Source organism: Pseudarthrobacter cremeus, assembly GCF_051857465.1.
Classification (GTDB): Bacteria; Actinomycetota; Actinomycetes; order Actinomycetales; family Micrococcaceae; genus Arthrobacter.
The window spans coordinates 407587-427605 of sequence record NZ_JBPZHC010000002.1; the positions used below are offsets into that span (position 1 = coordinate 407587).

At 65.8% G+C, this 20019-nt stretch carries 20 protein-coding genes; 9 read left to right on the top strand and 11 right to left on the bottom strand.

Translation table 11 applies throughout. The features are described 5' to 3' along the window. Nucleotides 1-40: 40 nt before the first annotated feature. Together manD and ACS5PJ_RS05595 are read left to right on the top strand one after the other, a co-directional pair. Nucleotides 41-1252, top strand: coding sequence for a D-mannonate dehydratase ManD (gene manD / locus ACS5PJ_RS05590; protein ID WP_439433920.1), 1212 nt, complete (start codon nt 41-43; stop codon nt 1250-1252). Between the two features lie 47 nt (nt 1253-1299). Further along, nucleotides 1300-2229 (top strand): PfkB family carbohydrate kinase, encoded by a 930-nt coding sequence (locus ACS5PJ_RS05595; RefSeq protein WP_439434119.1) that lies wholly within the window; start codon nt 1300-1302, stop codon nt 2227-2229. Here the strand turns inward: ACS5PJ_RS05595 and ACS5PJ_RS05600 are convergent. Beyond that, complete coding sequence (locus ACS5PJ_RS05600; RefSeq protein ID WP_439433921.1) at nt 2226-2363, bottom strand: hypothetical protein; 138 nt, start codon at nt 2361-2363, stop codon at nt 2226-2228. The two genes, ACS5PJ_RS05595 and ACS5PJ_RS05600, sit on opposite strands and share 4 nt — an antisense overlap. A gap of 6 nt (nt 2364-2369) precedes the next feature. Here ACS5PJ_RS05600 and ACS5PJ_RS05605 point away from each other — a divergent pair, with 6 nt between their 5' ends. Beyond that, nucleotides 2370-3713 (top strand): mannitol dehydrogenase family protein, encoded by a 1344-nt coding sequence (locus tag ACS5PJ_RS05605; RefSeq protein ID WP_439433922.1) that lies wholly within the window; start codon nt 2370-2372, stop codon nt 3711-3713. Continuing rightward, nucleotides 3706-4335, top strand: a complete 630-nt coding sequence (eda, locus tag ACS5PJ_RS05610; protein WP_439433923.1) for a bifunctional 4-hydroxy-2-oxoglutarate aldolase/2-dehydro-3-deoxy-phosphogluconate aldolase — start codon at nt 3706-3708, stop codon at nt 4333-4335. The genes ACS5PJ_RS05605 and eda overlap by 8 nt, the downstream gene beginning before the upstream one ends. Nucleotides 4336-4352: 17 nt before the next feature. On the opposite strand, the gene ACS5PJ_RS05615 is transcribed toward eda, so the two are convergent. From ACS5PJ_RS05615 to ACS5PJ_RS05625, 3 genes are all read right to left on the bottom strand, one after another. Further along, nucleotides 4353-5102 carry an ABC transporter permease gene (locus ACS5PJ_RS05615; protein WP_439433924.1) on the bottom strand — a complete coding sequence of 250 codons (750 nt, stop codon included), beginning with the start codon at nt 5100-5102 and terminating at the stop codon, nt 4353-4355. Between the two features lie 80 nt (nt 5103-5182). Continuing rightward, a complete protein-coding gene (locus tag ACS5PJ_RS05620) occupies nt 5183-6226 on the bottom strand; it encodes an NAD(P)-dependent oxidoreductase (protein WP_439434120.1) in 1044 nt (347 codons plus the stop codon). Further along, the gene (locus ACS5PJ_RS05625) at nt 6121-7434 is read right to left on the bottom strand and encodes a GntP family permease (RefSeq protein WP_439433925.1); all 1314 of its coding nucleotides are present in this window, start codon (nt 7432-7434) and stop codon (nt 6121-6123) included. The genes ACS5PJ_RS05620 and ACS5PJ_RS05625 overlap by 106 nt, the downstream gene beginning before the upstream one ends. A gap of 236 nt (nt 7435-7670) precedes the next feature. On the opposite strand from ACS5PJ_RS05625, the gene ACS5PJ_RS05630 reads away from it, so the two are divergent. Further along, complete coding sequence (locus tag ACS5PJ_RS05630; protein ID WP_439433926.1) at nt 7671-8216, top strand: hypothetical protein; 546 nt, start codon at nt 7671-7673, stop codon at nt 8214-8216. Here the strand turns inward: ACS5PJ_RS05630 and ACS5PJ_RS05635 are convergent. Together ACS5PJ_RS05635 and ACS5PJ_RS05640 are read right to left on the bottom strand one after the other, a co-directional pair. Further along, a complete protein-coding gene (locus ACS5PJ_RS05635) occupies nt 8197-8562 on the bottom strand; it encodes an EamA family transporter (RefSeq protein ID WP_439433927.1) in 366 nt (121 codons plus the stop codon). The two genes, ACS5PJ_RS05630 and ACS5PJ_RS05635, sit on opposite strands and share 20 nt — an antisense overlap. Nucleotides 8563-8580: 18 nt before the next feature. Next, on the bottom strand, nt 8581-9063 hold the full coding sequence (locus ACS5PJ_RS05640) for an EamA family transporter (protein ID WP_439433928.1): 483 nt from the start codon (nt 9061-9063) through the stop codon (nt 8581-8583). A gap of 85 nt (nt 9064-9148) precedes the next feature. Between ACS5PJ_RS05640 and ACS5PJ_RS05645 the strand changes: the two genes are divergently transcribed. Beyond that, a complete protein-coding gene (locus tag ACS5PJ_RS05645) occupies nt 9149-10000 on the top strand; it encodes a LysR family transcriptional regulator (protein WP_439433929.1) in 852 nt (283 codons plus the stop codon). 33 nt (nt 10001-10033) lie between these two features. Here ACS5PJ_RS05645 and ACS5PJ_RS05650 read toward each other — a convergent pair whose 3' ends face one another. The 3 genes from ACS5PJ_RS05650 to ACS5PJ_RS05660 form a co-directional block, all read right to left on the bottom strand. Beyond that, a complete protein-coding gene (locus tag ACS5PJ_RS05650) occupies nt 10034-10744 on the bottom strand; it encodes a substrate-binding domain-containing protein (RefSeq protein ID WP_439433930.1) in 711 nt (236 codons plus the stop codon). A gap of 276 nt (nt 10745-11020) precedes the next feature. Continuing rightward, nucleotides 11021-12313 (bottom strand): MFS transporter, encoded by a 1293-nt coding sequence (locus ACS5PJ_RS05655; RefSeq protein ID WP_439433931.1) that lies wholly within the window; start codon nt 12311-12313, stop codon nt 11021-11023. Between the two features lie 25 nt (nt 12314-12338). After that, on the bottom strand, nt 12339-13562 hold the full coding sequence (locus ACS5PJ_RS05660; RefSeq protein ID WP_439433932.1) for a M20 metallopeptidase family protein: 1224 nt from the start codon (nt 13560-13562) through the stop codon (nt 12339-12341). A gap of 150 nt (nt 13563-13712) precedes the next feature. On the opposite strand from ACS5PJ_RS05660, the gene ACS5PJ_RS05665 reads away from it, so the two are divergent. Together ACS5PJ_RS05665 and ACS5PJ_RS05670 are read left to right on the top strand one after the other, a co-directional pair. Then, nucleotides 13713-14747 (top strand): Lrp/AsnC family transcriptional regulator, encoded by a 1035-nt coding sequence (locus ACS5PJ_RS05665; protein WP_439434121.1) that lies wholly within the window; start codon nt 13713-13715, stop codon nt 14745-14747. A 96-nt stretch (nt 14748-14843) separates the two neighbouring features. Next, a complete protein-coding gene (locus ACS5PJ_RS05670) occupies nt 14844-15440 on the top strand; it encodes a DnaJ family domain-containing protein (protein WP_439433933.1) in 597 nt (198 codons plus the stop codon). A 42-nt stretch (nt 15441-15482) separates the two neighbouring features. On the opposite strand, the gene ACS5PJ_RS05675 is transcribed toward ACS5PJ_RS05670, so the two are convergent. Next, entirely contained in the window at nt 15483-17834 is a 2352-nt protein-coding gene (locus ACS5PJ_RS05675) for a transglycosylase domain-containing protein (protein ID WP_439433934.1), read from the bottom strand. A 232-nt stretch (nt 17835-18066) separates the two neighbouring features. Here ACS5PJ_RS05675 and ACS5PJ_RS05680 point away from each other — a divergent pair, with 232 nt between their 5' ends. Then, the gene (locus tag ACS5PJ_RS05680; protein ID WP_439433935.1) at nt 18067-18702 is read left to right on the top strand and encodes a PadR family transcriptional regulator; all 636 of its coding nucleotides are present in this window, start codon (nt 18067-18069) and stop codon (nt 18700-18702) included. On the opposite strand, the gene ACS5PJ_RS05685 is transcribed toward ACS5PJ_RS05680, so the two are convergent. Beyond that, nucleotides 18681-19982: an ammonium transporter gene (locus tag ACS5PJ_RS05685; protein WP_439434122.1), complete on the bottom strand. Its 1302-nt coding sequence runs from the start codon at nt 19980-19982 to the stop codon at nt 18681-18683. The two genes, ACS5PJ_RS05680 and ACS5PJ_RS05685, sit on opposite strands and share 22 nt — an antisense overlap. Nucleotides 19983-20019: the final 37 nt, after the last annotated feature.

A 20019-nucleotide genomic window follows, 5' to 3' on the forward strand; every position in this document is an offset into this window, starting at 1 on the left:
TCACTCTTTTCCAGACCATCACCACCTGAAGGACCAACCAGTGAAGATCACCGACGCACGGGTAGTGGTTTCGTCGCCCGGACGGAACTACGTCACGCTCGTTATTGAAACCGAGGACGGCATCACCGGAATCGGCGATGCCACCCTCAACGGCCGCGAGCTGGCAGTGGCGTCCTACCTGTCCGAGCACCTCTGCCCGCTCCTGATCGGCCGCGATGCACGCCGGATCGAGGACGCCTGGCAGTACTTCTACAAAGGCGCCTACTGGCGCCGCGGACCGGTGACCATGACGGCGATCGCCGCGATCGACGTCGCACTCTGGGACATCAAGGGCAAGGCCGCCGGCATGCCGGTATACGAGCTCCTGGGCGGTGCCGCCCGCGAGGGTGTGATGGTCTACGGGCATGCCAGCGGCTCAAGCCTGGAGGACCTGAGCGCGGACTTCCAGCACCACCTGGACCTCGGCTACAAGGCCATCCGGGCGCAGGCGGCCGTCCCCGGCCTGGACAAGACCTACGGCATCGCCCCGGTGGACGGGAAGCTCTACGAACCGGCCAGCGGCAACGTCCCGCAGGAGGACACCTGGGAGACGTCCGCTTACCTGGACTTTGCGCCCAGGATGATGGCCCACGTCCGGGAGGAATTCGGCTACGGCGTCCACGTCCTCCACGATGTGCACCACCGCCTGTCGCCGATCGAAGCGGGCCGGCTGGGCGCGTCGCTGGAAGAGTACCGGCCGTTCTGGATCGAGGATCCGACGCCGGCGGAAGACCAGTCGGCGTTCCGCCTGATCCGCCAGCACACCACCACCCCCATTGCGGTGGGCGAGGTGTTCAACTCGATCTGGGACTGCCAGCAGCTGATCACCGAGCGGCTCATCGACTACATCCGGACGTCCGTTTCACACGCCGGCGGCATCACCCACCTGCGCAGGATCTTCTCCCTCGCGGACCTCTACGGTGTGCGCTCCGGATCGCACGGCGCGGGCGATCTCTCGCCGGCTTCCTTCGCGGCGGCCCTGCACGTGGATATGAGCATCCCCAATTTCGGCGTCCAGGAATACATGGGGCACCGGGAGCCGGCAAACGAGGTTTTCACCACCTCCTACAGCTTCAATGACGGCTACATGCACCCCGGGGACGCCCCCGGCATCGGCGTAGAGTTCAACGAGGAAGCTGCCGCCCGCTTCCCGTTTGACGCAAAATACCTGCCCATCAACCGGCGGCTCGACGGATCGGTGCATGACTGGTGAACGACGCAACGCGTGAGCGCGAAAACCAGCCGTTCGACGTCGTCGTGATGGGGGAGATCCTCGTTGAGGTGGCCACCGACGTCGCCTTCGCCCATGGCGTGCCGGCCCAGCTCGGCATTTCCGGCGATGCCCTGAACGTGGCAGCCTCTGCCGCCGCGGCGGGCGCGCGGGTGGGCCTGCTCTCAGTACTGACCGACGACGACCTTGGCCAGGCGATTGCCGCCCGGATCGCGGAACTCGGCATCTCCACCAGCCTGCTGAAGTTCCGGACCGGGCAGCAGGGCGTCTACCTGGTGCACTCCGATCCGGAAGGCCAGCGCGAGTTCTCCTACGCCCGCAGCGGCAGCGTAGGATCCAGCCTCGGCCCCGACGACGTCGACCCGGCAGTGTTCGCGGCAGCCGGCGCCGTGGTGGCCGGCGGGATCGCGTGCGCCATTTCCGAATCGTCCCGCGCTGCGGTCCTCAAGGCAGCGGCGCTTGCCAAACGGTTCGTGTTCGATCCCAACTTCCGCCCCCGGCTGACCACTGTGGAGGACGCGACGGCGGCCCTCCTGCAGCTCGCGCCGCGGAGCTACCTGGTGACTCCTTCCTTTCCCGGCGAAACCTCAGCCCTCCTGGGCACCTCCACTCCGGCGGAAGCGGCTGCCACGCTCCTCGCCCTCGGTGCAGCGAACGTTGCCGTGACCTGCGGGGCGGAGGGGATCCAGCTGGAGGGCGAAGGCCTGGACAGCGCCTGGATCGATTCGGTCCCTGCCCCGGCTGTTGTGGACCAGACCGGCGCGGGCGATGCATTCGTCGGCACCATGGCCGCCCGGCTGGTGCTGGGCGACGCCCTGCCCGCAGCGGCCAGGTATGGTGCCGCGGCAGCGTCCCTGGTGGTGGGCGGCAAGGGCGGGACCGGCTTCATTCCCACCTTCGAACAGACCCGCGCGCATGCTGCCGGGGCCGCCAAAGGAGAACTGACATCGCACGCCTAAGCAACGCCACCCTCGCTGGGCTGGGCACCGGTCCCGGCACGAACCTCTTCGCGCAGCCCCAGAGTCTGCTGCCGCGCGAAGAGGTTCGTGCCGGCGTCGTGCATCTTGGCCTCGGGGCTTTTGCCCGTGCCCATACCGCGGTGTTCACCGAAAATGCCATGCTCGCTTCCGGCGACTTCAGCTGGGGGATCGTTGGGGTCACCCAGCGCTCCGATACTGTCGCACGGCAGCTGGCCCCGCAGGACGGGCTTTTCACGGTGGCCGAGCGGGGTGCAGGAGCCGCGCCCCTCCGGGTGGTCTCCAGCATCGTGGAGGCCATCTCCGGCAGGGACCACCCGGACACTGTGGTGGACCGGATCGCCGCCGCCGCCACCCGGGTGGTGACGCTGACCGTCACCGAGAAGGGCTACCGGATCGATCCGCAGACCGGATCACTTAACACCACTGACGACCAGGTGCAGGCTGATCTCGCCGGCAATCCGCCGCAGACGGCCATCGGGCAGATCGCACGCGGCATCCAGCAGCGCTCCCGCACCGGCGGCGGTCCGCTCACGGTCCTCTCGTGCGACAACCTTCCGGCCAACGGGGAACTGACTGGAACACTGGTCCGCGCCTTTGCCGCCGCCCTGCCCGATGCTGAGTCCGGGCCGCTGCTGGCGTGGCTGGACGCCAACGTCACGTTCCCGTCCACCATGGTGGACCGGATGGTCCCGGCCACCACCGAAGGCGACCTCGACGCCGTCGAACATGGACTGGGCCTCCGGGACGAGGCCGCCGTGGTGGCTGAGCCCTTTATGCAGTGGGTCATCGAAGACAACTTTGCCGCAGACCGGCCCGCCTGGGAGAAAGCCGGCGCGCTGTTCAGCACCGACGTTGCGGCGTGGGAAGCGGCCAAGCTGCGCCTGCTCAATGCCAGCCACTCCATGCTTGCGTACCTTGGCCTGGCCACCGGCAAAACCACCATCAGCGACGCCGTCGGAGAGGACGCCTTCCGTGCCGCATGCAGCCGCATGATGGCCGGGGACGCCCTGCCCACCATCGACCTTCCGCCAGGGCTGGACGGTGCGGCCTACTGCGCCCAGGTCCTGGAACGATTCGCCAATCCGGCCTTGGGACACACCACCGCGAAGGTGGGAAGCGACGGGTCCCAGAAGATCGGCCTGCGGCTGCTGACCACCATCCGCGCCAACCTCGACGCCGGCCGCGAACCCCGCTGGGCCGCACTCGCCGTCGCGGCGTGGATGCACCACGTAGCCTCCACCCCTGCGGCGGACCTGAACGATCCGCTCGCAACCGATCTGCACGCAGCCCTCCCGGACTCGCGCACCGCAGCCACGGTGGTCCCCGCACTGCTTGGCTTCGGCGGTATCTTCGACGCCGGACTCGCCTCGCATCAGGACTTCACCGACCTCCTCCTTCACTGGTACCGCATCATCGACACCCAGGGCCTGGACGGCCTGAGAAATGAGATCAACAATGGCTGACGCCACCAGCGTCCTGAACGTTTCGCCCGTCATCCCGGTGGTGACCATCGAAGACCCGCGTCACGCTGTTCCGGTGGCCAGGGCATTGGCCGACGGCGGCGTCGGCATCATCGAGCTCACGCTCCGCACCGAGAGTGCCATGACGTCGCTGCAGCTCATTGCCGACGAAGTGCCGGAAATCCTCGTCGGGGCGGGCACCGTGCTGACTCCGGCCCAGGCCGACGCCGTTGTGGCCGCGGGAGCGCAGTTCATCGTCAGCCCGGGGGTCACCCCGTCCCTGCTGGACCACCTGCTGACCCTCGGTGTACCTGTGCTGCCCGGCGTTGCCACGGTGGGTGAGGTGATGCAGGTCCTGGAGCGGGGACTGACCGCCATGAAGTTCTTCCCGGCCGGGCCGGCCGGCGGGCCGGACTACCTTGCCGCGATCGGCGCGCCCATCCCGCAGGTGCAGTTCTGCCCCACCGGCGGGGTCAGCATTGCGACGGCACCCAAGTATCTGGCCCTGCCGAACGTTTCCTGCGTCGGAGGCAGCTGGCTCACGCCCCGCGCGGCCATCGAGAACGAGGACTGGCGCGAGATCACCCAGCTGGCCCGCGTTTCGGCCTCACTCTCAAAGCTCTGACGAGGGGCCCGGCGCGGTCAGCCTAAAGCGGCCGGCTTGACGCGGACCGGGGCAAGGAAAGTGATGATCAGGACGGCTGTAACGGCCCCGGCGGCCATGATCGAGGCAAGAACCACCATCTGGAAGCGCCCTGCCTCCAGCGGTGACAGCCCGCCGAAGATCGCGCCGACAAATGCCCCCGGCAGTGTCACCAGCCCGGTCGTCTTGGTCTGGTCAGTGGAGGGGATCAGCGCCGAATACACAGCCCCCCGGGCCAGTTCCAGGGTCGACTGCCGGGGCGTGGCACCCAGTGCGAGCCACCCCTCCACCTCCTCCCAGCGGGCGATCACGGATTCGCTGAAGCGCCGGCCGGCAAGGGTAGTGACAGTCATGGCATTGCCGATGATGATTCCGCCGATTGCCAGTGCAAACCGCGGGGTCAAGGAGATGGCACCGGTGAGAAAAATGATGGCAAGCGTCAAGGTGACGCCCGCGGCCATGGACGAGCCGACGAGAGCAAGTTTCCGCCACGCCCAGCCCAGGCGGCGGGTGGCAACCGTGGCCGCCACGGTGAACATGACCAGCAGCGCAAGCGCCACGAAAAGGGGCTCGGTGATGATGCCGCTCAGGACCAGGCTGATGACAGCGAGTTGAGCCGCGCCCCGCAGGATGGCCACGGCCGGCGCCGTGCTGTGCGGAGCCTTGTAGGCGCGCAGCACTGCAACGGTCAAAACCATCAAAAGCCCCACACCGAGCAGGGTCGGGGTGAAAGAGCCCAGGTCAGTCATTCGCCCAGCCTAAGGCGCAAAAGTGGCGGAGGGCCCCTGCACGGGTCCAGGGGCGCGGTGCAGGGGTTCCTCCGTTGGGGCTACTTGGCCTGCGGCTTCTCCTGGCCCATGGAGTCGAACAGCAGCGTGGAGGACAGTGCGTTGAAGGGCATGGCCACATTGTGCTCGAGGCCCTTGAGGTGCGCGGCCTTCAGGTCCTTGAGCAGGACCGCCAGGGCGGTGTCCGCAGTCCACTCCGAGACGGAGTCCCAGTTCCGGGCAACCCAGCTGTCGCCAGTGCTGACCTTGAACAGGTTCAGCAGCTCTTCCTCCGGCAGGTTGTACTGGGCACCGAACTTGAGCCCCTCGGCGACCGCGTTCATGGTAATGCCGAGGACCAGGTTGTTGACCAGCTTGGCGGCCTGGCTGTTGCCCGGCTTGCTGCCGTAGTAGAAGGTGTTGGAGCCGACGGCGTCGAAGTACGGCCGGGCGGCGGTCACCACGTCTTCCGCGCCCGATGCCATGATCGAGAGGGTGCCCGCCTCGGCGCCGGTGGCGCCGCCGCTGACGGCTGCGGCGATGAGCTTCGCGTAACCGTTTTTCTCGACCTGAGTGCCCAATTCGTTCATGGTGTCGGGGTCCAGCGTGCTCATGACGATGATGGTCACGTTCTTGGGGCCGGCGGACAGCAGGCCGCCTTCACCCAGGATGACATCGACGTTCTGGGCGTAGTCGCGGACCATGGACACGATCGTGTCGTCGGCCTGTTCGGCGACTTCCCGCAGGCTTTCGGCCACGGTGACTCCTGCGGCCCGGGCCTTCTCGCGGGATCCTTCGAAGGCGTCATAGCCGATGACTTCGAAGCCGGCCTTGTTCAGGTTCACTGCCATGGGAAGTCCCATGGTGCCAAGTCCTACGAAACCGATTTTCCTGCTCATGATCAGATCCTTTCGTTGTGTTGCCCGATCCCGGTGTTGGCGCGGGATCCATAGTGCCGGATGATTCTCAGCGCTGATGCACTTTGTTCTAACTTGCCAGGTCAGGCGAGGCCGGTGCTGGCCATGATGACGAGGATGACGATTCCGATGTAGTGGGGGACATGGAAGCTGATGAACCCGCGGATGAAGGAGTCCTTCAAGGTAAATCCTGCCAGCCCGTTGAACACGGCAAGGAACCCGTTATGGGGCAGGAGTGATGTTCCGCCGGAGATCGCGATGGCGCGGTGGACTGTTTCCGGGTTGAGCCCCATGTCCAGATAGGTCGGTGCGAAGGACTTGACCGCAATGCCTTCCGCGCCGACAGAGGAAGCAGTGATGCCTGCCAGGACCATCACCCCGACGCTCAGGGAGATGTACGGGTTTCCGGGAATCGAGAGGATCCCGTCGAACACAGAAGAGAACGCCGGGACGCCGACGGCGAAGCTGCCGAACGCGATGGTGCTGCCGGTGGCAAGGACGGATGTCAGGGAATCTCCCGTTCCCTGGTTGATGACCTCTTTCTGTTTGAGATGCCGCCTGAAGAGAACGGCGCTCATCACGATCGCGACCAGCAGCGCGTAGATGATGACCTGCTTGACGAAGCTCAGAGCCAGGATAAGGGTCAGCAGTGTGGCGATGGGCAGGATGCTCACGGCAAACGACGGCCTTGCGCGGGCGAAGATGTCCGACGCGCCCGTACCCTCCATCTCGGCCTCAAACACCTCATTCCGCTTCAGGCTTCGGTTCAGGGCAACCTTCATGTAGATGAGCAGGAACGCAATGGCCGCCACAGTGGTGACGATACCAACCAGCGGCGCCGCCGTCAGCGGGGTTCCCAGAGCGTTCGAGGGAACAACGTTGTGCAGTGAAGGCGAGCCGGGAACCATCGTCATGGTGAATGTTGCGCCGCCGCCGAAGATCGGCGGGACCACCAGTCCCCAGGAGATGTTGTATTGCTTGAAGATCGGCTTGGCCATGGGGATCAGGATGAAGATCACCACGAAGACGTTGATGCCGCCCAGGGTGAGGACGGATGAAATGACGAACAGCGACACCAGTGCCCGGTAGGGACTGCTGGTTCCCACCAAGGCCATGAGATTCTCTGCAATGGAGAGGGCGGCGCCGCTCTTGTCCATGTACTTCGCCAGGATGGCACCGAAGAGGAACACGGGGAAATTGCCCAGGATGAACGACGCCAGCCCCGACATGTAGGACCTCTCGGGGCCGAACATACTGTCTATGAACGGCAATCCGTTGAAGAGGACCACCACCATGGTCGCCACCGGCGCGGCAATGACGAGGCTGTAGCCCTTGTAGATGAAGAAGACCAGAAGTGCCAGCCCGACGACGATTCCGATCAGGCCCAGTGCAGTCATTGCGACGTGCCTTTCCTCATCCTGCTTCTCCTGTCAGCGGCGCACAGAACGGGATGATCCATGCATATGCATAAAAAATACCCACATTTTAGTTGAAGTCTTAACTAATTCTGCTGTGTGGAATCAGGAGACGCGCCCGGGTTCGTCCGGCCCGGGCTGCGCCGCCGCAGTTAGCGGCAGTGGGGGCAGAGTGCAAGAATCAACGTGAACCGCCGCCGTAGAGTCAGGAGCGCCACATGACCGATTTGCCGGACAGCCTTAATGAATGGGCCGTATTGTGGGGCCGCGTCCGCGGGGCGGACGATGCCGTCGACGGTCATTCCGTCCTCATCGCCCAGGAAACCGTCGCTGACGCCGCTGCCGCAGCTGACGCCGCCCTGGGTCAGGCGCAGTCGCAGGGGCTCGCGCCTGCTGGAGAGCACGTCCTTCTGACGGCGGACACAGCCGAGATCGCTGCAGCCCATTCCCTGCCGGAGAATGCCCAGCTTGCTTCGGCTCCCATGGAGGATTACGACGTCGCCGAGATCTCGGTCTTCGACCATCCGGTCTGCAGCGGGCGCATCAGCGTCGGCGAGGCGGCGGCGGTCATCGGCAACCTCAAGGCGGAGACGGCCCAGGACAGGGACGCATACGAACCTGCCCTGCTGGCCGCACTGGCCGAAGAGGCTTACCTTCATGGCGCCCAGACCCTTATTCTGATCCTTGAAGCCGCCGAGGCGGACCGCTTCGTGGCCTCAGGCTGGACGGTTGCCGGGCGCGTCCTCAGCTTCGGCAAGGCCTGACGCCCCTCAGGAGGGCGCACGCATTCGCAACCACGATGAGGACGATGCCTGTCCACTGAAGTGCGCCCAGTTCCTCGTGCAGCGCCACCATTCCCACGATCGCCGCAAAGACGGGGTTGATGCTCATGAGGATGCCGAAAACGTTCGGCGTGATGCGCCGCAGCGCCACGAGATCTGCAATGTAGGGGACCACCGAGGCCAGGACCCCTGCGCCCACTGCGCAGAGCACGGTGAACGCATCGGGCGGATCCTGGAGGAAGATGACAACGGCAACCGGCAGGAACACGGTGGCCGAAATCCCGGTCGCGGTGGCTGTGCCCTGGACTCCGGGGATCCGGTGGCCCACGGTCCGGTTGAGCAGGATTTAGGCAGCCCAGCAGCAGGCTGCGAGGAGGGCAAAGCCGATGCCGAGGTAATCGGTGGAGGGTTTCGGCTGCGTGATGGCCACGACGCCGATGCCGGCCGCCAGCGCACTGAGTGCACTGGCTTTGCTGCGGGAACCCAGCAGGGCGACGGCCAAGGGCCCTAGGAATTCCAGCGTTACGGCCAGGCCCAGCCCTACGCGGTCGATGGCGGTGTAGAGGCCCAGGTTCATGGTTCCAAAGACCGCAGCGAGCAAGAGGACCGGCCACCATTGACGCCGCGTCAGGGACCTGATGTTTGGCCGGACGATGGGAAGCAGGACTGCCGCGGCGATGAGCTGCCGCACCGCCACCACCCCCACCGGACCCATCCCGGGGAACGCCAACGAGCCGCTGGCAGCCCCGAGCTGATTCGACAGGGCGCTGGCCACCAGCGTTGCCGCGCCCGTTCCGGTTCCCTTGCCTGCCCTGCCGTTGTTCACCATAGATGCAGTGTGCTCGCCGAGGCCGGATCCGCCCAATGCATAGACACACGTATCCATACGCTGCACGCATGAATACACTGCGGGTATGAATCTCGAGCTGCGGCAGCTGCGCTGCCTGGTCGCTGTCATGGAGGCGGGCAGCTTCACGGACGCCGCCATTGACCTGCGGGTCTCCCAGGCCGCAGTCTCCCGGAACGTGGCATCCCTCGAGGAAGCCCTCGGCGTGCGTCTGATCCAGCGGACCACCCGCAGCGTGGAGCTCACCGCGGCGGGGGAGCGGACCATACGGCACGCCCGCCGTATTCTCGGCGCTGTGGACGAGCTGGAACGCGATGCCAAAGCAGCGGGAAATACGGTGCGGATTGGCTATGCGTGGTCTGCCCTGGGAGCACACACCGCCGAGTTCCAGCGCCGCTGGGCTGCCGCCTACCCCGACTGCGAGCTCCGTCTCATCAAGACGAACACCGCCACGGCCGGCCTCCTGGAAGGCACCAGTGACTTCGCCATATTGCGACGGGTCCCTGACACGTCGGCGCTTGAGCTGGTTCTTGTGGGCACCGAAAAGCGGTACTGCGCCATGGCGGCCGAGGATCCTCTGGCCGGCAAACGGTCCGTGACCCTGGCCCAGGTGGCGCGCAGCCCCCTTGCGGTGGACCTCCGCACCGGGAGCACGCGGCTCGATCTCTGGCCCGAGGGTGAGCAGCCCCAGCGCACCGTGCCCATCGAGGACATCGATGACTGGCTGACCGTGATCGGGAGCGGCAAGGCACGGGGGATTACGGCAGAATCCACGGCCCACCAGTACCGCCGCCGCGGCGTGGTCTACCGGCCCGTCCGGGACGCTCCGCCCGTACACGTTTACGCCGCCTGGTCCAGGAAGGATCCGCCTGCCCAGCGCAGGGAGGTCATGGAACTGCTCGCCGGCTTGTATGGCTGACCTGTGGAGGCCGACGGCGGGAAGTCCCTGTGGTCAGGCGGGTTCCAGGCCGTTGGCGGCATAGGCAGCCCGGGCCTGCCGGCTGTGCAGGAACTCCCGGAGTTCTGCCGCACCGGGAGTGGTGGGCACACCGTGGCCCACCGCCGTCGAAAAGTCCGTGTACTCCTGTACGGCCTCAGGAAGGGGACCCACAATTTTCGCTTCCGGCACCAGCATGAGTTCACTCAGCTGGTGGATCGCGAGATCGGCACGGCCATCGAGCAGTGCCAGTGCCGTGGGTCCTGCATCAATGACCGTGGCCCGCGCCTTGACCGCATCCGCAATTCCAAGTGTTTCAAGCAGTCCGGCGAAATAGATTCCGCTGGGGCCGCTGCGGGAATAAGCCACCGAGCGGGCGGCCGTCACCGCACTGATGAACGCGTCCACGGTGCTGATGTCCGGCACCGGAGTGCCGGGCGGAACTGCCACGCCGACGCCGGTCCGGGCCAGCGGACGCACGTCTGCCACGACGTTGGCCGCAGCCAGGTCCGCCAGCGAACCGGTGATGCCCGCCATGACATCAGGGCGGGCGCCGGACCCGATCCGCGTCAGAAGCCGGAAGGTGGGCTCGTAGACGGCTTCAACCCGGGTCCTGCTGACCCCGGCGAATGCGGGCAGCACCACGTCCTCCACAGCCTGCTTGAGGGCAAACGCACAGAAAAAGATCAGGGGCCGGGCGTCGTTGCCGGGAGCATGGGTGTTCATCGGATCCTTAAGGTAGGGCGCGCTCCCACAAGGATGACCTTGCCGAAGCGCACCCTGCGATTGTTACGGGCTACGCGGCCCTCCCCCCACCAACGCGGGGTCACTCCACGCCGGATAACGGGCGTTTACAGCACCGAAAGTGACCCCGCGTTGGTGTTGAGGGGAGCCCATCTACCTGGGCTGAGACGCCCGCGCGGCAGCGCAACACGAAAGAAGATGCCGACGGCGGGACCTCCCGCCGTCGGCATCTTCAGTGAAACTTCCGAACGCTCAGTGTCAGTGCGTCAGGTCCTTGCCCTTCGTCTCAGGGATGGTGAAGACAAACGCGATGCTGATGAGCAGCAGGAGCACGGCGTAGACGTTGAACAGGTTCCCCTGTCCGATCGAGCCGAGCCAGGCCTGCAGGTAGGGTGCCGTGCCGCCGAAGGCCGCCACGCAGATGGAGTAAGGGATGCCGACGCCGACGGTGCGGATCTTGGTGGGGAACAGTTCCGCGTAGACGGCCGGGACGATCGCGGCGCTTCCGGCGATGAAGAACAGCATCACGGACATGGTGACCGCGAGCTGCCACGGGGAATCCTTGAGCAGCCACGTCATGGGGAAGTGGAACAGTGCCGCACCGGCGGCGCTCATGATCATGACAGGCTTGCGGCCGATCCGGTCTGAAAGCCTTCCCCAGAAAGGCAGGGCGGCAATGAACAGCACGTTGGCGATGACGCTGGCCCAGAGGGCTTCGCCGCGGTCCATCTTCAGCACTGAGGCGGCGTAGCTGGGGGTCACCACGCCCCAGATGTAGTAGCTCACCGTCAGGCCGACGGTCAGGCCGATCACCTGCAGCGCCTGCTTGCGGTGCTTATAGATCTGCGGCCACAGCGGTTCGTGCTTTTCCTTGGGGGTTTCCGCCTCGAACGCGGCGGTTTCCTTCATCCGTGCCCGCATGAAGAGGGCGTAGAGGCCCATGGCCCCGCCGATCAGGAAGGGAATGCGCCAGCCCCAGGCGTTCATGTCGCCCTTGCTGAGGACGTTGGACAGGACAGCGCCCAGCATGGTTCCGGCCAGGATACCGACGGTGCCGGAGGTGTAAATGAGGGTTGCCCAGAACCCGCGCTTCTCCTTCGGCGCCATCTCGGAGAGATAAGTCTGCGACGACGGCAGCTCACCGCCGTGGGCGAGGCCCTGGATCAGGCGGGCCACCAGCAGCAGGACCGAGGCAAAGGCTCCGACTGCCTCGAAGGTAGGCGCAACGCCGATCAGCAGGCTGCCCAGGGCGGCAAGTCCCACTGCGAACGTCATGGACGTCTTGCGGCCGATCCGGTCGCCGATCCAGCCGAACACGAAGCCGCCGAAGGGGCGGGCCACGAAGCCGACCGCGAAGATGGCCAGGGTGGCAAGGAACGCCGACGCCGGATCTTCCTTGCTGAACAGGGCGCTCGCGATGAAGGGCGAGAAGGTGGCGTAGATGGCCCAGTCGTACCATTCGACGGCGTTGCCGATACCAGTGCCGATCAGGGTGCGCAGGTGGGACTTGTGGACCTGGACGTCGGCTGGGACGCCTGCTGTTGTGGTCATGATGTTCTCCAGTGGTGAAGGGAAGTCAGTTGGCGGCCGAGGCCAGGGCTGCGATGCGGGAAACGGCCAGCTCTGCGTAGAGTGCTGTTCCGTCAGACAGGACGCCGTCGTCGAATGCGGCGTACGGGGAGTGGTTGAAGGCTGTGGTGGTGTGGTCCGCGCCCGGGGCGACAGCGCTGAGGCCGATGAACGTACCCGGTACTTCCGCGAGGACCCTGGAAAAATCCTCGGAGCCGCTGAGCGGGGTGGCCCAGCGGGAGAGGCGCGAGCTGCCAAAGAGGTTCTCAATGCTCTTCTCGGCGGTACGTGTTTCGTCGTCGTCGTTGACGGTGGGGGGATACTCGTGGCGGTAGTCGACGTCGACCTCCAGGCCGTGGGCGGCGGCGATGCCTTTCAAAAGGGTGGGGACGGCAGCCATCATCCGTTCCCTGGCGGGCTCCGAGAAGGTGCGGACGGTGGCTTCGATGCGGGCCGATTCCGGGATGATGTTGCGCTTCGTGCCGGCCTGGAGAACGCCCACCGTCAGGACAACCGGATCGAAGACGTTGAACTGGCGGGTGATCATGACCTGCAGCGCCGTGACCATTTCCGCGGCCGCGGTCACAGGATCCTTGGCCACGTGCGGGGCGGAGCCGTGGCCGCCGGCGCCCAGGACCGTGACAGTGAGCGCATCCGAAGCACTGAGCATCACCCCTGATTTGGTGGCGAAGCGGCCGTGGGGCTCCAGGGCGGAAAACACGTGCATCCCGTACGCCGCATCGGCCCGTCGTCCCGCCGCGTCCAGCACACCCTCGCGGATCATGTGTGATGCGCCGTCCCAGCCTTCCTCGCCCGGCTGGAACATCAGGACGACGTCGCCGGCCAGCTGGTCCCGGCGCTCGGCCAGGAGGGTGGCAGCTCCGGCCAGCATGGCGGTGTGGAGGTCATGGCCGCAGGCGTGCATGGCGCCGTCGGTTTTCGACGAAAACAGTGCACCGGTGCGCTCCTGGACGGGCAGGCCGTCCATGTCGGCGCGGAGGAGGACGGTGGGCTTGGTGGCCGAAGCGTACGGTGCGCTGCCGCGCAGGACCGCAGTGACCGACGTCGTGCTCTTGCCCAGGGTGATCTCGAACGGCAGGCCCTCAAGCGCCTTGAGGACCTTTTCCTGGGTCCGGGGCAGCTGGAGTCCGATCTCGGGATCCTGGTGCAGTTCATGGCGCAGCCGGACAATATCGTCCTGCAGCTCCCTGGCGTCGGCGGTGATTGACATCTGCTCTCCCTCTGGACCCTTGGCCCGTTGATGGTCTGCTGTCCATTGTGGGGTGACCTGATTCACAACTCTGGAAGTTGCTGGAAAAAATCAAAAGTATGCTGGGAAACGCAGGAATCATTCATACGCGGGGAAGGTCGGATCGACGTGATGCTCAGCGAGGAGGACCTTGCCCTGATCAACGTCCTGCAGGTTGCGCCCCGGATCAGCTGGGCGGACGCGGCGGATGTCCTGGGTGTGCATGCCACCACGCTGGCAGCGCGCTGGGACAGGTTGCGGGCCGCGGGGGCAGCCTGGACCACTGCGCATCTGATCGGCGATCCCAAACAGATGTGCCTGGCGCTGGTGGACGTGGACTGCGAAATGCGCTTGCGGGCCGAAGTCACCGCCGAGCTGGCCGCGATTCCGGATGTGGTCACGGTTGAGGAGGCTGCCAGCAACAGGGACCTCATGCTGACGGTCATTTCGCCCACCCTGGAGCAGTTCACGGATCACGTGCTGCCGCGGTTCAAGGAAATCCCGGGGTTGCTGAAGTACCGGACATCGCTGGGGACCCGCCTGCATTCCGCCGGCCATACCTGGCGGCTGAACGCCTTGGACAACGCGCAGCAGAACGCCCTGCGTGCCGTTGTTGGCCACGAGGCCGCCGGCTCGGCAGGGCCCCGGCCCGGGGCACCCTTGCCGCAGAGCCACCTGGACCTCATTCCGTTCCTCGCGCGCGATGGGCGGGCCAGCGCCGCTGACATTGCCCGGAGCCTGGGCAGAAGTCCGGCAACGGTCCAGCGGCAGCTGAACCGGGTGGTTTCCAGTGGCCTGCTGACGTTCCGCTGCGACATCGCGCAGAACCTTTCCGGCTACCCGGTGAGCTGCCAGTGGTTCGCCAATGTGCCGCCGGGCCAGCATGAGGCTGCCGCCGCAGAGCTCCGCGGCCTGCGGACAGTCCGGCTCAATGCGTCCACCAGCGGGCGGACAAATTTCGTGATCCTGATGTGGCTCAAGTCGCTGGCCGATGTGATGACCGCCGAGCTGGCCCTCCAGCAGCGCATTCCGGAGATTGAACTCGTGGAAAGCGCCGTGATCCTCAGCCGCGCCAAGCGGATGGGCTGGATGCTGAACCCGGACTCGACGGCCACCGGGGCCGTGGTGGTCGCGGACACCGGGGTCCCGCCGCTGGCGCTTGGCTGAGCCTCAGGCGGCCTGAGGCCCCCCGTTGAAACCCTGGCCCCCGTTCTGAATACTGGAAGACAGGCTCGATTTCAGATGCGGAGGCGGTGTTTGGCCATGAGCGGGGCAGGCGACTTCAAGCGGCGCCTGGAGCGGGCGGCGGAACTGCGCTCCTACCGGGGAGCGGGGATCAGCGCCGAGGAGGAGGCCGAGCTCGACGCCGCCGAGGAGGGTGAACGTCAGAAGCGCAAGAAGGTGGACGACGCCAAAAGGGCGGAGTACCTGATCCGCGACGCCATGGCGCAGGGCAAGTTCGACAACCTCAAGTACGCGGGCAAGCCCATCCCCGGCCTGGGTGAGGCCTACGATCCGGACTGGTGGGTCAAAGGACTGATCCAGCGCGAGAACATCAGCGGCCTGGGCCCCCAGGCCATCCTGCTCCGCACCGAGGACGCTGAACTGGACGGCCGGCTCGATGCCCAGTTCACCGAAAAGCAGGTACGCGACATCCTCGTGGACTTCAACGCCCGCGTCATCGACGCCCGCCGCCAGCTCCAGGGGGGCCCGCCGGTCATCACCAAAACCCGCGACGTCGAGGCGGAAGTTTCGCGCTGGCAGGAACGCAGGGCCGCGCGGGGGAGGGCGGAGGCGCCCGAGCCGGAACCGGGGACGGGCCGCCCCTGGTGGCAGCGGCTGTGGCGCGGCACCACCTAGGAGGACGGGACGACGGCGGACGCCTCCCGCCGTCGTCGGGCCTCAGGTTCTGCCGGGCGGGACGCCGTTATGAGGCGCTGGGCCCGGACTCTTGGGCGCCGGCAGCAGGGCGGCGGCGCCCGGAGTGGATGGTGGCGCGGGCGGGGGAGCCGGGGCGGGCGATGGTGCCGGCGGCGCGGGGGCTGGTGGGGCCGGTGCGGGAGCCGGCTTCGGCGCGGATGGCGCGGGAGACGGTTTCGGTGGGGCAACCATGGATTCCGGCGGCAGCGGGAACGGGTTTGCCGGGTAGAGTTTCGCGACCTGCAGCATGTAATTGACCCATTGGGGCCCGGCGATCATGTACCCGTCCAGGCGCGGGTAAAACGTCCCGTTGATGGTCACGTTCTGGCCCGGACGTTTTTGGCCCTCAAGGGCGTCACCGAAAAAGGACGCTGTGGACAGCCCCGTGGTGTACCCGGCTACCCAGGTGGCGCCGTTGTTGTTGGAGGTTCCGGTCTTGGCGGCCACTGGCATCTGGGTATGGATCTTGGGGTTGATCCAGACGCCGGAACCCACCTTGAGGACGTCCTGAAGCACCGCGTTGACCCCTCGGGCCACCTCAGGCTTCACGGCATTGCGGCACTCGGGGACAGGGACGGGAAGCTTGCTGCCGTTGACACTCGTCACTTCCAGCAGCGCGATCGGAGTGCAGTAGCGGCCGTCGTTGGCGAACGTGGCAAAAGCATTGGCCAGGTGCAGCGGGGCCACCCCGATGGCACCGAGGAGATTGCCAAGCTGGTGCATGTTGATCTGCGCGCCGTCCAGGCCGCTGTGCAGGCCAACGGCGTCCACCATCTTCTGGATGCCGCAGAAGTCCAGCTGGCTGGCAGCAGCGAAGGTAGCGGTATTGATGGAGTTGTAGAGGCCGTAGTTGACGGGCATCGGGCGGTAGTAGCCTTCATCAGCGTTCTGCAGGTCATCCGCGGCGCCCAGTTCGGGGTTGTTCTGGGCCGTGCTGTAAGCCCCCATCACCTTCCCGCAGCTGGACCGCCAGGGGAAGCCCAGCGGGTAGACGCGTCGGGAAGCATCCACCACCGTCGTCATCGATTTGCCCTCGTTGAGCCACTCCGCGAAGGTGAAGGGCTTCATGGTGGAACCCGGCTGGAAACCGCCCGCGCCGTTGAGGTCGTTGCCCTGAGGGTCCCGGGAATCCACGTTGAAATTCAGCTGGGTGTCGAACTTTCCTTCCTCCGGCAGGAACACCGTGTTCTGGGCCATGGCCAGGATCCGGCCCGTCCCGGGCTGCACCGACACCAGGGCGGCTCCCCATCGGTCTGGATTCGCTCCGGCCGTGCTGTCCACCTGCGCCTGCGCCGGTCCCTGCAGCCGGCTGTCCAAAGTGGTGGTGATCGTCAGGCCGCCGCGGTACAGCAGGCGCTCCCGGTCGATCAGGCTGCTGCCGTAGGCCGGGTTGTTCAGGATGAGGTGCGAGATGTAATCACAGAAATAAGGGGCCATCGCCGCGTTGGCGCAGCCCTGCCGGGCCGGGCTGAGTTTGAGTTCGATCGGCGTGGCAACGGCCGCATCATGTTCTGCCTGTGTGATTTTGCGCAGCCTGAGCATTTCGGACAGGACCTGGTTGCGGCGGGCGATGGACTTGTCCGGGTTCAGGGCGGGGTTGTAGAAGCTGGGGCTGTTCACCAATCCTGCCAGTAGGGCCGCCTGCGGCAACGTGAGGTCTTTGGCAGTTGAGCTGAAGAAGTACCGGGAGGCGGCCTCGATGCCGTAGGCGTCCCGGTTGAAAAACACGATGTTCAGGTAGCCCTCAAGGATCTGGTCCTTGCTGAACTGTTTCTCCAGCGCGATGGCCAGCTTCATTTCGCGGAGCTTGTCGCCCATGCTTTTCTGGCCGCTGAGGATCACTTCGTCCGGACGGTCCTTGGACAGGAACGCCTCGTTGATCACGTTGGTGACGTACTGCTGGGTGATGGTTGAGGCACCCTGCCGTCCGCTGGAGGTCACATTGGAGATGGCAGCCCGGAGGATCCCCTGCGGATCGATGCCGACGTGATCGTAATACCGGCTGTCCTCAATGGCCACGATGGCGTTGCGGATATACGGGGACATCTGGTCAAGCGGAACCTTCACACGGTTTTCCGCAAAGAACGTCGCGATCGGCTGGCCGTCCGAGGTCAGGACCTTGGTGGATTGCGACGGCGGCTCAACCGTCAGTTCTTCAGGCAATTTGTCGAAGAAGGTGATGGAGCTGCTGACCCCGAACCCGACGGCGGCAACAGCCGGCGCTATCAGCGTGGCAGCCAGGACTCCGCAGAGCGCGCTCGCAGTGAAGTATCCAAGCAGCCTTCCCAGGGCTGCGGCCACGCGGTGGCTGCGCTTCTTCTTTTTCTGCGCCATTTTTCAGCCCTTAAGCTAGCGACGTGTGAACAGGATACGCCGCAGGACCTGCTTCCTCCAGATGTTGGATCAAGTGATGCCAAGCCGAAATTTTCCGGACCGAATCTCATCGGGCTCTTGTCTACCGATACTTACCGATATATCGTTAAGTATCGGTGAAGACATCGACGACAGGATTCAACGCCAACCGGATTCACAGAGTGGATCCATCCCGTAGGAAAGGAAATGCACCATGAAGGGCATTCACGACGAAAAGAATTTGGAACCGGAGTTCGGGCGCGGACGTTTCGGGCGCGGCCGGGGGCATCGGGGACCGCACGGTCACCGCGGTGGAGGATTTGGCCCGGGCTTCGGTCCCGGCGGGTTCGGCCCGGGTTTTGGACCCGGCGGAGGCTTCGGTCCCGGGTTCGGGCCAGGCTTCGGGCCAGGGCCGCGACGGGCCAGCAGGGGCGACGTCAGGTGGGCGATCCTCTCGCTCCTGGCCGAAGCTCCGTCCAACGGCTACGGCCTGATCAAGACCATTGCGGAGAAAACCTCCGGGTCATGGCGGCCCAGTCCGGGGTCCATCTACCCGACGCTGCAGCAACTGGTGGATGAGGAGCTGATCGAACCCATCGGCGAGGGCCGGCGGACCGACTTCACCCTCACGGAGGCGGGCAAGGCGTACGTCGCCGAGCACGCTGAGCAGTTGGAGAACGCCTGGAACACCGAGGCAGAGGGTTCCGGTCCTGCACTCCACCAGAGCATTGGAAAGCTGATGGGCGTGATTCATCAGTTCCGGTCAGCCGCCACGGAAGAGCAGCGGGCCGCGGCAGTGGAAAAGCTGGACGAGACGCGCCGGGCGCTCTACCGGATACTGGCCGACTGAGTCTCGCGTTCGGGCACCGGCTGAAGGCGTGGCGCAGGGCTGAAGTGTCCGGCCAGAATCTCGCCGAAGGCGTAGGCCGTCTCGGCGTGCTGGGTGAGATCCACGCCCATGGTCTCGGCCTCATGGCTGACCCGGAAACCGATGGTCCGGTTGATGGCTGTGCCGATCACCAGGGTCACGATTCCCGACAGCAGCACCGTGACCACGACGGCGGCTGACTGGGCAATAAGCTGCTGGAGGCCGCCGCCGTAGAAGAGGCCTCCACCCTGGCCATCCGCCGGCAGTGCGATCAGGCCCAGGGCGAGAGTGCCGATCAGCCCGGCGCCGAGGTGGACCCCCACCACGTCCAGGGAATCGTCAAGCCCGAAACGGTACTTGAGGTCGACGAAGACGGCACAGGCGGCTCCTGCCACGAGGCCCAGGCCGATTGCGGCCACCGGGCTGATGTTGGCGCAGGACGGCGTGATGGCCACCAGGCCGGCAACTACACCCGAGGCTGCGCCCAGTGACGTGGGGTGCCCGTGGCGGACCTTCTCCGTAACCAGCCAGCTGAGCATGGCCGCGGCGGGAGCTACCAGGGTGTTGATCCAGATCAGGCCTGCCTGCTCGGCGGTGGTGGCGGCGCCGCCGTTGAAGCCGAACCAGCCGAACCACAGGATGGCTGCACCAAGCATGATGAAGGGGACATTGTGGGGGCGGTGGTTGGGGTCCTTGGCAAAGCCGTGGCGCTGGCCCACAATCACCGCGAGCACCAGTGCCGCCGTGCCCGAGCTGATTTCGACGACGGCGCCGCCCGCGAAGTCAATGACCTGGCCGAAGACTACGGAGATGGCACCTCCGGCGCTCATGAGCCCGCCGCCCCAGATCATGTAGGCCAGCGGGCAGTACACCAGCGTGACCCAGACCGGCACGAACACGGCCCAGGCGCCGAACTTGGCGCGGTCCGCGATGGCTCCGCTGATCAGGGCGACGGTGACAATGGCGAAGGTGGCGCTGAAGCCTGCCTTGATAAGGTCCGGGGACCCCATGAGGTTCTGCAGCCCGAAATTGGCGAAGGGGTTGCCGAAAATGCCGAGCACGCCCTCGCCGGTAGTCATGGAGTAGCCCCAGAGGACCCAGACAACTCCCACGATGCCGGCCGAGATGAAGCTCATCAGAATCATGTTCAGGGCGGCCTTGGCGCGCGTCATGCCGCCGTAGAACAGGCCAAGACCCGGGGTCATCAGCAGTACCATCGCGGCCGAAATCATCAGCCAGACATGTTGCGCAGTGATGTCCACCGGCGGGTCCCTTCTCATTGATCCTGAAGGCGGGACC